The sequence below is a fragment of the Pseudomonas sp. 39004 genome (assembly GCF_028682155.1).
In the GTDB taxonomy this organism is placed as follows: domain Bacteria; phylum Pseudomonadota; class Gammaproteobacteria; order Pseudomonadales; family Pseudomonadaceae; genus Aquipseudomonas; species Aquipseudomonas capeferrum.
Map to the genome: position 1 here is coordinate 1 of NZ_JANIAG010000178.1, position 11,355 is coordinate 11,355.

The window sequence follows — 11,355 nt, forward strand, 5'->3', positions numbered from 1 at the left end:
ACTGTTTAATCAATAAAAATCCCAGCACAAGTTATGCTGGAATATAACTAAACTAAATATTGTAAGATAAGATCTGTTCACTGTACTAAGGCGCCTGGGTCCATTAATCACGGGACTTTAGCTGAGCTGCAGGCTTAGTATGGGTACTAACCAACTGTACTGTGCCCATCTGCTCGCAGCACTCAGATCTTTCTGTTTCCTTCGGCATTTTCCTGATCGCTGCTACGTATCCGTGCTTGTAGATTTCACATGATTCCCCTTTTTACCTGCCCTGCGCTGGTCACCCCCAACCTTGCGCATCGAAAAATCGTCAGAAATTGCCGCGCTGAGAGAGGCAATTTCCATGCCGCTGACCCCTCCTTCAGTGAGGGCAGCAATTGAACTGATTCTCTAGAGGAGAGTGATCTTGTCGTAAATCCTTGGGGGAGGTCGATAACGGCCTTGGCCGCAGAGATGCTGAACCGCACTTGGATCTGTGGACAAAGAGCCCTCGAGTACATCCGTGGCGGAGCTGAGCTTTTCAGGAGGCGGCCGGGGGTTTTACCTTAACCCGCAAATCGATGCTGCATTCGCGCAGAGAACTTGACCGGAGGGGTTAATGGCAGTTGTCGTAGAGGATCTACCCAAGTACTTCTCATCCTATTCCTGGAGGAGTCCGAACCATGGGCTGTACGGCTACCCGGCAGACGCACCGCCAGGCTTCCGGTGGATACGCTCTCTAGAGGAGCGGGGAGCCTGGATGGCTGCAGAGCGGAGAGTTGAGGTCCCGCCGACCGAATTCTTCCGTGAGATTATCGCCTGGGGCGGCGGGAGGAATGTCCGCGCGCGCTTCGAGGCTGAGCTGGGGCAAGTGAACCTGCTCGAGCGCTTCAACGTGGTCCTTCAGAATCTTGACGAGCCCGGCAGGGCTATCGAGGCTGCACTCGAGTTGCCCGGGCTTGGTTTGACCTACGGGACCAAAGTGCTGAGGTTCTTGCGGCCGGACATTCACGGCAGCCTGGACGAACAGATACGCAAGCACCTTGCTCAGTCAGGTGACCTGATGCCGATCCACCACTCCTCATGGAAGCGAGGCTATGTGGCATTCCAGGCCCTGTGCACATCCTTAGTCGCTGCCCTGGATCAACGAGGCATTGAGCGACCCGAATGCGGGTTGGCAAGGGGAACGAGTAGAACCGGCTGGCGGGTAGCTGACGTCGAGATGGCGCTTTTTGCGTGGGCGCTGGAAGCAAACAAGGACAACCGCACTCGGAGGAAGTCTTGAAGCCCAACCCCCGGGTCTTAGACGCCTGCATTTGGGTCGCGGAGGCAAGCTCAGGGACTCAGGATTAGCTGAGCAGCACTGCACGCCTAGTGCAGCGCAAAGTATCTGGTCATTTGTTTAAGTGGTGGGTGACGCGTGGCAGCAGATGTAAATTAGAGCTGGAGGCAGTTCCTTCCCTCGAGCTGGTACCGAGAGGATGAGGCTCGAGCTTCCCAGCCACTTGGAGATGACGGGTAAACCGTCTGGTAACTACCAGCTTGCCTGGCTACCTTATCTCGCGCTGGCTCCCTCTGATCCAGAGCACTGGACAAAGGTTGTGCGCCGGCGACTCCTAAGCCGTGAAGCTGCAATGGAATACGTGGACCAAACCTGGCCACCGGTGCTACCGGCTGGAGCTCAACGCTGTACGGGAGCCTGGCGTCAGGCCTGTAGCCAGCCTTCTACAACATCGGAGCCATACTGCTGTTTCCAGGCCTTTGTGGTTGCCGCCTTTGGTCTCAATGATCTCACCGTTATTCGGGTTTTTGTATACTTTGACTTTGCGTGGCGAGCGAGCCTGCTTATTTGTGGCGTTCGACTTGGTTTGCTTCCCATAGGCCCCCTGAGGGTCCAGCATGTTGATTACATCGCGGAGACTTTTGCCATACTCGCTAAGCAATTCTTTGATCTTTTGCTCGAACTGAATTTCCTCCTAGAGACTCGGGTGTTGCTTCAGCGAGGCCGGGCGGTTTTGCAGCTCGAGAATTGACTCCTCGGTGCTGCGATATTCTTGGATAAGGCTCATGGGTGTATCTACATTTGTAGTCGGGGCCAGATTTTTTCTGACCACCGCTCTCGAATTGGGGCAGCAAAGGGTGACAGATCTAAGCGCTAAAACAGCGGGGCGGCTCATCCTTCCTGTAGAGTATCAACAGCGGATGCGACAAAAACTAGCCTACAGCCGAATTATCTTATCCTCAAATCCGAACCTTGCCAGCAAGAGCCTTTGGCTCTGAATGGGGGTGTTAGTTGCGCCAGGACTGCGGTAACGTCACTATGCCGATTTTTTGAGGGATCAAACGCATGGACTACACGATTTCTCGCAAAGCTTTAGAGGGGCTCTGCAGAATCCTCAAGGAGGACCGCCGAGAGAATTCGAGCGGCAGGACCTCTGCAATTGAGCGTAAGCTCGCCGAGAACGGCTACATCTCCCTCATCGAGCTAACGGACAAGCTGGGTATGGAAGAGCGGCGCGGAGGCGGCGTAATCGAGTACATCCTGCAAGATCTGATTTCAGCCCTTGGCATCCCCACTCTGACCCTGTGCTACCGACCGGAGCAAGTTGGAGATGAACCATATCCTTTTGAGGGATTCAGCGAAATCGACGTTGCTCACCTGCTAATTCAATTAGAGCATCTCGGACTACAAGTCGACCCAAGCAGCCTGGTGCATAAGCTAGCGGATAAATTGGGCAGTGCCCGTATTCTGACCGAAAGCGAGTTAGCGGTAATTGAGTACGAGCATCGGCGTTCGAGTAGGAAGATAGTTCTGCAGGTCGAAGGTCATTCAGCTGCAGTTGAAACTGAGTCTACCAGCCACACCGACTCTCAGGGGATGCATTGCACAGTAATTTCCTCTGACCATGTTCCGGTACGGCTCGAGATCCAAGGCCCGAAGCATGAGGCACCATTAGAAACGCCCATTGTGGAATGTAGTATCTGTCGGCTCAGCTACGTACAGAATAATCCTGCCGATGAACGTCGGCACTCCACTCTGCATCAAGAGCGGATGAGTACGATCAACCCGCAACCTGATCCCCGCGTCATTGCGCTAATGCCCGTGAAGGATGGCAGCCTTCTGGTGGAGCCGGATAGTCCACTGTGGATGCACGATGAGGTACTGAAGCGGGCCCGGGCATTTCGGCTCGAGTTTGGGTATGACCGAGTGCAATGGGACGGGAGCTCGGACAACGCCGCATCTCCAGAATGGCGTGGCCACTTGTTCGTAAGTGATGAGGGTGCTATCGCCGGCGCCTGTGGGTTCTATGGCGAGGCCGCATCTCCCCCGGAGCTACATTGGATCTGGTTGGCTCCACCATATCGACGACGTGGCCTCTTAAAAGCGGCCTGGCCGTCGCTGACCAGGAGCTACGGAGAGTTCGACCTAGAGTGGCCAATCCAAGATGCGATGTTGGAATTTGTCGCTAGACATGGCACGCCGCGGCAGATTGAGCGGCATCGCAAACTCCATTCATCCTGATGCGGGGCCACTGCCCCGGGGTTTGTCTCTCGTGTATTATGTCCGTCATCCCCGCGATGATAAGTGGCAATGGCGTTCTTGCCTCGTGGTATGGCTCGAAAGCCTCAAACGCTAGCTCAGGAACTTTCACCTTCTTGCGAGGGCTGAGGCAGGCCTCACGCAGCAGGTACTGAGTGCCGGCCTCAACATCGTTCTGCCCTAAAATCACGAGCGTCCCCACAACCTACATACACCGAGCCTCCCGATCAGCAACTGGTACACAGTCTTGGTTGAAGAAAAGCGAGCAGAGCACATCACTGCATTTCATATCAGGAGCAGTACCGTTCTTATTGATGTATTCAGCCCGGCGAATCATTGCTCAGCACGCCTCCGAGACTTGGAGAGGGTTGAACCAAGCGGGGCGAATACAAGTGCCAATGATGAGGGGACCTGAGCATCGAGCCAGTTTTCGGCGAGGGGACGGTCAGCCTCATTCCCTCGGTATGTGGTAGCAGTTGCCGGTATGGCAGAGTAATAGTCAGCCCTAAAGGTGGCATCCTAGGGCGTGGCTTGTTTCACCGAAACGCCCCCATTTCACAGGAGTGTCATCGAGTGTTTGTACGCCCGGATCAGTACCAATCAGTAGTTGCGAAAGTGGTCGCCGAGGAGCCGTGCCTGGACGTTGCGGTTGCGTTTTGGGGGGAGGGGGCAGGCGTACAGATTCACCCTGAGATCAGCAAGCCCATCCGGATGATCGTGAACCTGCGCAGCGGGGGAACAAACCCATGGATGATCGATGACTTGCGCAAACTAGCTGCGGAACATCCCCACATCAAGATCAAACAATGCGATCGCCTGCACGCAAAAGTCATTGTTGGTGATTCGAACCTGGTCGCCGGCAGTGCCAACCTCAGCCGGAACGGCCTGGGCCTAGAGGGACAAGAGCTCGCTCATTGGCTAGAGGCTGCGATCCATACAACCCGACTTGACGAGGTACAGGCGGCGAAGGAGTGGTTTCAGCAACTCTGGGCCTCTGGCGAAACTAGCCCCATCACCGATGCAGACGTGAAGGATGCAATCCTCGCCTACAAGCGTAACCGGAAAGCCAGGCCGGACTACTCGCCCCGGGGGCCGTTCACGTTCAGCAAATACCAGCCATACGAGCTTGAGGGCAGAGATGCATATGCGCTGCTCTATGCCTATAGGCCGAGCAAGGAGGCTGAGGCTGCTGGAGACCAACATCATCAGCTAATTGTCTCAGAGCAAGGCACTGAGCAGGTCGCCAGCCCAAGCCGGCACTGGGTCTTTGAGTCTTGGCCGGATGAGTTGGACACCTCAGACAAGAACGAATATCTGTGTTTGTACTTGAAGAAGAACGGTGGGGTTAAGGTCGACGGCGCTTGCAAAATGACCGGCTTACGATTCCCCTTTGACTACCATGATGAGCGTGGAGAAGGGTGGATTGACTTGGCGACCCCTGCACAAACGCTTCTGGATCACAGCCTAAGGAACTCACAGCTTTCCAAACTAGCTCGAGAGATAAGCCCGGTCATCGATGAGATTTGGCATCGAGCTGAGAAGTTTAACAAGTGGGGGGCGATCATTCACCTAAGCGAGATCTCACGGATCCTTTCAAGGCACATGAGAGGTTGTACTTAGTCACCACCACATCCCGGCCTGCCCCAGGTCACTATGGTTGGAGGTGTCTAGGAGACCAGGGGCGATTCAGTCTGTGCCGGCCAATCTAAATGAGACGGACGTTGTACCAAGCCATCTCTATTCTGGTGTGTCAGATCATTGGATTTCCTTCAGGATCTTTCTAATCGCAGGCACGTACCCATGCTTGTAGATCTCGCCCGAGTCCCCTTTCACCTGGCCTGCCTTGGTCACCATCCAGCCTTGTCTATCGAAGAAGTCGTTCGATACCGCTTCCCTGAGGGCTGTGATCTCCATATTACTCAGAACCCCCTTCAATGAGGGCAACACCTGAACTGAGTCGCTCATTTGAGGTATCTCGATTACATTCGGGCGGCGGTCGACAATGATGGCCGTTTGGCTTTTCAATAGGTTGAGCTCAGCCAAGTAGCGACGACGCTCGGCCAATACCTGCGTAAAAACTGCACGCAGAGCTGGATCGTCAATACGTCTAAGCAGTTCGTTGTCACTTGGTATTCCCTGACACTTGGACTTTGCAGGCGCTTTCCTATCCGTCCCCACACTCGCAGCCCAAGCCTCAATCAGCTGGCGGAAGCGAAACCCGCCGCTATTGCGGATTGTTGAGGCAGATGGCCCTCCAGCCTCAACGGAGAGCCTGGCGATCGTGGCAATTGAGAAGTTGCGACTCCCTGTTTTCTGATGAGCCTTCAGGACTTCATGCAGCACCGCTAGGGACTTGGCCTGCTGTTTGTTGGCCTGACCTACAAGTTCTTCAAAGATGAGATGTGGGTCGATCACGTATGGCCTCCCGGAGTTGTTTTGAGGTGGTTGTGATCAGCTCGGATAGCTTCGCTACCGGTTGATTCGTCAAGCGCTCCAGCGGCTCCATGGCGGCTGGTAAAAGCATTAGGCCTTCTCCCGCCTCAAGCAGGCTAGAAACTTCGCGGAATCCTTCCAGTTGGTCATTAGGAGACAGCGTCAAAGCCATGGACCTCATCATCGCATTCCCAACGATGAGCTGGAGGCGATCATCCATTCCCATCAAAATGGGTGCGTAGCCACCACGCATCAGGAGATGATTCAAAGCGCGGGAGCGCTTCTCGATGACAGGTGTGCCCCTCAGCTCATCCGTCAAATCAGCATAGATTTCAGCGTTCTCGCACAGTTGAGAGATCTGCCATAGCTCACTGCTAGTTTCGATGAATGAGATGGGCTGATGGATATCCTCCAGGGAACCCACAGCTACCAGCTTCGTGGCAGAATCATCTATAGCGCGACCCTCTTCGATTGCGACAATCTTGCTGATGAGCTGGAAGCAGGAGACCAAGTCTTTCGAATACTCATCAGCCTCCTTGATCTGCTTCTCATAGCGCCTGTCAGCTTGTTGCAGCTCCGCTTGCAGAAGGAAGGGGCGTTTTTCCTGCTCAGCGAAGTACCTTTGGTTCAGCAGTTCGTCGCGTTCTTGCTCGATCTCAACTGCAATGGATGAGACCAGAGAGGCTCGATAGCTCACTACGTTGAGGTGAGCCACAAGCGCTGGTAGATAGCGAGCATCCGTGATGAACCAGCGGCAGCGGGAACAGTTCTCTAGGCCGTGTGGAACTGGACCATAGACTGGGCCAGTACTGCTCCGCGCGATGATCTCACCACCGTTCCAGCATCCGCCCACGCTGCTCATTTCATCAGATCGAGCGCTGTTGCCGCCTACGAGACACAAGCCTATGTGACGTTGCTCCCAGCCAATGGTGTTACGGTTCGCCAACGCAATTTCGACTGCGCTGCCATCAAGGTATGCCGTTTTAGAGTGGATCTGACGCATATCAGCATCTCGAAGAAAGATTTTTAGATTTTCATCCTGGGCAGCACTGATGCGTCCGCTTGCAACGTCCATTACCTGGGATACCATCGCCGGGGTCGGCCTGATGTAATGCAACGTCATGATGATCCTGGAGTGACCTGCAATCAGCTTGGATAGCACTTGAATCGGGACACTACCCTCCATGGCATAGCACGTCAGAAGCGAAACACGGAGGCTATGGAGCGGAAAATCCGTTTTGGTTGGCAGGACGTTCAATTTTGGGTCGGGAGGTTGTACAAATCGCAACCTAGATCCGTCCGAGAGAGTGTGGCCACGGTCGGCAACTCGATCCTCTAACGTGGAGAGCAATCGATACCACAGGTTGGGCAGTGTGTAGCCTCCCATAGGCTTGTCGCGCTCCCCTGAAGTCAGCGTGGGATCGCGAAAAAGGAAACAGATTGAGCCCATGTCTTTCTTCTGCTCTTCATTTTTGACGCTACCGAAGTGCTTCTCGGCCAACTGGGCACAAGGCGTAGGGCCGTTTATAGGATTGTATTTCTCTTGCCAATTCCTTAGGCGTTCCAGCCAGTACAGAACATCTTCGTTCTGCCATGGGATTGTGTAACCTCTCTCACGAGACTCCTTGTTCTTATCTGCCGTTTTGTTTGTGCTGACATAGAGGCCAGTCATGATTTCGCCGATATCCTGAGAGTGGATACGGCAGAACACCCCGCGTTTCCAAGGGTTACCCTCACGACCTAGGGAGTACTCATGACGATTGTTTAAAACCCAGTCACCACCTTCGTACCGCCACGTATCTGCCTCACCAGAGTCCAAGAAACGTACCTGATAGGTGCGAAGAGGCAAATGAAGCTTTACATGAAGCGCAACTGACCTAACGGGCGACCAGAGTTCGTAGCGATAATTTTTGTAGCGCCAAACGCAATCCGGGTCAGCTTCGTCGATGACTGACTGCTCGACCGGGAACCAATCTCCAAAATCAGAACGCAGCTGTCCTGACTGTGACTGGGCCCATTCCCAGTGGCGGAATGTCCCCCTAGGCTGGGGACACAGAATATCCCGCAGTTCCCGAATGTATGCGTAGGGCAAGGGGTTGTGCACGGTCTCGGTAATTACCGTCTTTTCCTTGCCCTTGGCAAACGGATTCTTGACTAGAGCCATTGGTACGCCATAGTCATTCGGCTCGCTGTAGCTCTGGGTGATGACCCAGCTAAGCAGATCCACGATCCAGTTTTGGTTCTTTACGGCAGTCGTGGCGCTCATGGATGCCTCCAGAAGTGGCCGTAACTCCGGCAAAAGCCCTCTCTCTGCGACTTGGAAGAATACGTCTGGACTGGCCCCACCTGGCACTGTAGGTAAGTAACAGACTAAGAACCAATTTAACGCGTTCAACTTCACGCCAATTGAACCGGTCTGCGCGGCTATCCAGCCGGATAAGAGCTGACGCCAGCGCTCCCAGGCTTCGCCACGCTCTCGCACTAGCCAGTTAAAATTCATGTCCGAAGAGCGACCGTCTCTTGAGGCTCGGCGTGTTGTCTTGGTCAAGATTTCTGAGCTCGCTAACGAATTTCTGGGGAGTCGAATGCCTCCAGCGCTTCTGGGAGCACTTCGACCCAATTGATGAATGGGGAAATGATCTTGCCACTTACGGTCAGTGCATCCAGCCTCTCCCCAGCGGTAGTAAGCGCGGTGGAAACCTCTGCAACACCTGGTGCGGTATATCGCTTCTGCGATTCCAGGGAAGAGTGATGCATAGCCTTGCGGATAATCTGTGGGGGAACTTCGGCCTGCCTCAACCGCCGACCAAAAGCGTGCCTGTGGCCATGGGTAGATCGACCCTGCGACTTCGAAACGGTTTTGCCAATGCGCGCCAGGGCTCGCTTGTAATTGCCGTTAAGGGCTTGAAGAGTATATGGCTGGCCAGCGACGGAATCTTCGTAGGAAACGAAGGCGTATGGATGGTGCCGCGCTACAGTGGCCAAGTATCGTATATGGACCCTCCAAAGCTTCATAAAAAGTACGCTAAAGCGTGGAGGAAACCAGTGAAGCTGAATGTAGTTATCCGAGTGGTCAACCAACCTAGTCTTCCACCCAACACGTTGCGTGCCTTGGCGAAGGCTCCTGGGTATTAGAGCGTACTTCTCGCTTAAGTAGGCCGCCCGGGTTGTGGTGCCTTTGCGACTTCTCCAATTATTTGGTGCCTTGCCTTCTTCCGGATGGTAGACACGAACCATAGCGCCGCCCTCGATCAGGGGGTGATCTTCCACATCCACTACCCATAGGTGCTGTGCGTCGCTCTCGCGCAAGCCCGCCCCGTGCATCATTATCAGTATCAATTGGTCTCGAACTGCACACCTAGGATCAGCAGCGCCACCAAAACCATTCATATACATCGCTTGGAAAAGCTTTTCGGGGAACGCTATGGCGTCATCATCAGCTCTGCTGAGCACACGCCGCCCTCGAATATTTCGTGCCTGATCGACGCTCTCCGAGAGCGCCTTGTTTTTGATGTGCCCTAGGAAATCATGGCTGTTGCGGCGATGCCAGGCAGCATAGTTAAGCCGCTGATCATAGGTACTGGCGGTCATCAGGGGGTTCATGGTCGGGGCATCGTATAGATCAGCTAAGTAGTCCGTGAAGCCTCTAAGGATCGAGACGTGACGGTTCGATGTCTGACGACTGGCCGGAATCCAGCCTAAGCCTGATGGATCTAGCCCATCAGCTCCAATTGTTCCGGTATAGAGCCGTGATGCAAAGGCCTGGAAGAGGTCACGAGGGGCGGAGAAATTGTGCTGGTTAGCTTCCATGTATTCGAGCAGCAGTTTAGTGGCCTGAATGACCGAACGCTGCCAGCTGGGGCTGAGGTGGTGGTTGTCCAGGAGGTAATCAACCAGCGAGGAGACCACACCATGCTCAGTAATCAAGACTGGGATCTCACTTTGGAGCCCAGTGTCGTCGACTACTACCTTCGCTACTACCTGAACCACCGTCATCCAGTCCACCATCTACAAATAGAAAGATGGTAACGATAGTACGCTCTGGATAAGGACGCCCGGTCAGAGGGATTTTGCGCCAAAAACTCTATACCAAGCCGTCCGTTCAGCTCAGATCGTCCTACGATGCCTCGATCCCATCGGTGGGCGAATTGATGCAAAGAATGGTAGCAGGCATGGTTCTTGCCCAATTAGCCATGCTCCGTGAGCCCTTGCCACCACTATAGAGCCTTATGTACAACAAACCTCCACCGCTTCGACCCGATGACTCAATGTACTCCGACAGAGTGGTTGCAATGAAGCTGTACAACGAGGCTCACGCGGCAAGCCAACCTGCCGAACAGCCAAAGGGGACGCAACCAAGCTCGATCGGCTCAGGCAGCAGCGGAGCCTTACGCATGTGCAGCTTGAAAAGGCCAAATCAGCAGATGCATCAGGAACCTATGGGGCTGACCGCTGGAGCCAGCATCAGATCAAGACCTTGGAGCGACTGGAGCAGTTGATTCAGATACTCGAGTCGCCCGACCTTCCGGACGGTACCGCCATTCGGCTCAGTAATGAACATGAATACAGCCCGCTGAGGCGAGAACTTGCCGCCCGGCAGTCCTCCTCCAGGTTCATTTCTCCAGAACCAGATATTCATGAGATGCGAAAGCTGTTGGGGGCCTTCTAGTTATGGCTAAACATCTGACGAATAGAGATATCGAGCTGTTGGTCAGTTTGATTGACGGGTGGAATGGCAAGCTCACATGGGAGGCATTGTGTGATCAAGCCGAGGGCTTGATCGGGACGCGGCCAACTCGACAGACGCTCAATGCGCACGCTCGGGAGAAAAGTGCGTTTCTCGATAAAAAGATCCAGCAGAAATCGGGTTCCCAGCCCACGAAACGGCCCGCAAGCCTGGCCATCGCGGAACAGCGCATCCAGCGCCTCGAAAGTGAGAACCAGCGTCTGAAGAGTGAGAATGGCCTTCTATTCGAGCGCTTCATTCGATGGCAGTACAACGCTCAACTACGTGGCCTCTCTCAAGTTGTGCTTGATACCCCACTGCCGAGAATCGACCGTGATTCGGCAGAGGAAGGTGACTGAGCCCCCACGTTACTAGATCTTTGCTCACGACTTGGTGTCGATGGTTCAACGCTCTTTCCCGGCGTCCATGGTGTGGCAAAAAGCGTAAGAGATTGGGCTAACGTTGAGGTTGGTGTGAGGCCGTCAATCATTCATTCAGGAATGCAATGAAGACGGCTACTATCCAGACTTCCATTAAATAGAAGACACTTGCGGGAATTCGAAGCACTTTCCTCGTTTTGGGCAGTGCATAGGGATTGGTTGTTTTGCTCCCTGTCACTAGCCCGAGCTTTGTTTTTTCAGTTAAGCAGAAGTATGTTTAACGTATAGCTCCTGCA

The 11,355-nt window shown here is 54.1% G+C and carries 8 protein-coding genes and 1 pseudogene; 5 read left to right on the forward strand and 4 right to left on the reverse strand.

All coding sequences use genetic code 11. From position 1 onward, the window contains the following. Positions 1-598 precede the first annotated feature (598 nt). A complete protein-coding gene (locus NP534_RS22630) occupies positions 599-1,264 on the forward strand; it encodes a hypothetical protein (protein WP_274100173.1) in 666 nt (221 codons plus the stop codon). A 420-nt stretch (positions 1,265-1,684) separates the two neighbouring features. On the opposite strand, the pseudogene NP534_RS22635 reads toward NP534_RS22630, so the two are convergent. Then, positions 1,685-1,922, reverse strand: a pseudogene (locus tag NP534_RS22635) (histone-like nucleoid-structuring protein, MvaT/MvaU family). 404 nt (positions 1,923-2,326) lie between these two features. Here NP534_RS22635 and NP534_RS22640 point away from each other — a divergent pair. Together NP534_RS22640 and NP534_RS22645 are read left to right on the forward strand one after the other, a co-directional pair. Beyond that, on the forward strand, positions 2,327-3,502 hold the full coding sequence (locus NP534_RS22640) for a hypothetical protein (protein WP_274100174.1): 1,176 nt from the start codon (positions 2,327-2,329) through the stop codon (positions 3,500-3,502). A 591-nt stretch (positions 3,503-4,093) separates the two neighbouring features. Then, positions 4,094-5,140 carry a phospholipase D family protein gene (locus tag NP534_RS22645; protein ID WP_274100175.1) on the forward strand — a complete coding sequence of 349 codons (1,047 nt, stop codon included), beginning with the start codon at positions 4,094-4,096 and terminating at the stop codon, positions 5,138-5,140. A 135-nt stretch (positions 5,141-5,275) separates the two neighbouring features. On the opposite strand, the gene gmtX is transcribed toward NP534_RS22645, so the two are convergent. The 3 genes from gmtX to gmtY form a co-directional block, all read right to left on the reverse strand. Next, positions 5,276-5,935, reverse strand: a complete 660-nt coding sequence (gmtX, locus tag NP534_RS22650; protein ID WP_274100176.1) for a gamma-mobile-trio protein GmtX — start codon at positions 5,933-5,935, stop codon at positions 5,276-5,278. Continuing rightward, positions 5,910-8,453 carry a gamma-mobile-trio integrase GmtZ gene (gene gmtZ / locus NP534_RS22655; protein ID WP_274100177.1) on the reverse strand — a complete coding sequence of 848 codons (2,544 nt, stop codon included), beginning with the start codon at positions 8,451-8,453 and terminating at the stop codon, positions 5,910-5,912. Before gmtZ ends, gmtX begins: the two co-directional genes overlap by 26 nt. Before the next feature lie 62 nt (positions 8,454-8,515). Further along, entirely contained in the window at positions 8,516-9,949 is a 1,434-nt protein-coding gene (gmtY, locus tag NP534_RS22660) for a gamma-mobile-trio recombinase GmtY (RefSeq protein WP_274100178.1), read from the reverse strand. Between the two features lie 400 nt (positions 9,950-10,349). On the opposite strand from gmtY, the gene NP534_RS22665 reads away from it, so the two are divergent. Then, positions 10,350-10,622, forward strand: coding sequence for a hypothetical protein (locus NP534_RS22665; RefSeq protein ID WP_274100179.1), 273 nt, complete (start codon positions 10,350-10,352; stop codon positions 10,620-10,622). 2 nt (positions 10,623-10,624) lie between these two features. Then, complete coding sequence (locus NP534_RS22670; RefSeq protein WP_274100180.1) at positions 10,625-11,038, forward strand: hypothetical protein; 414 nt, start codon at positions 10,625-10,627, stop codon at positions 11,036-11,038. Positions 11,039-11,355: the final 317 nt, after the last annotated feature.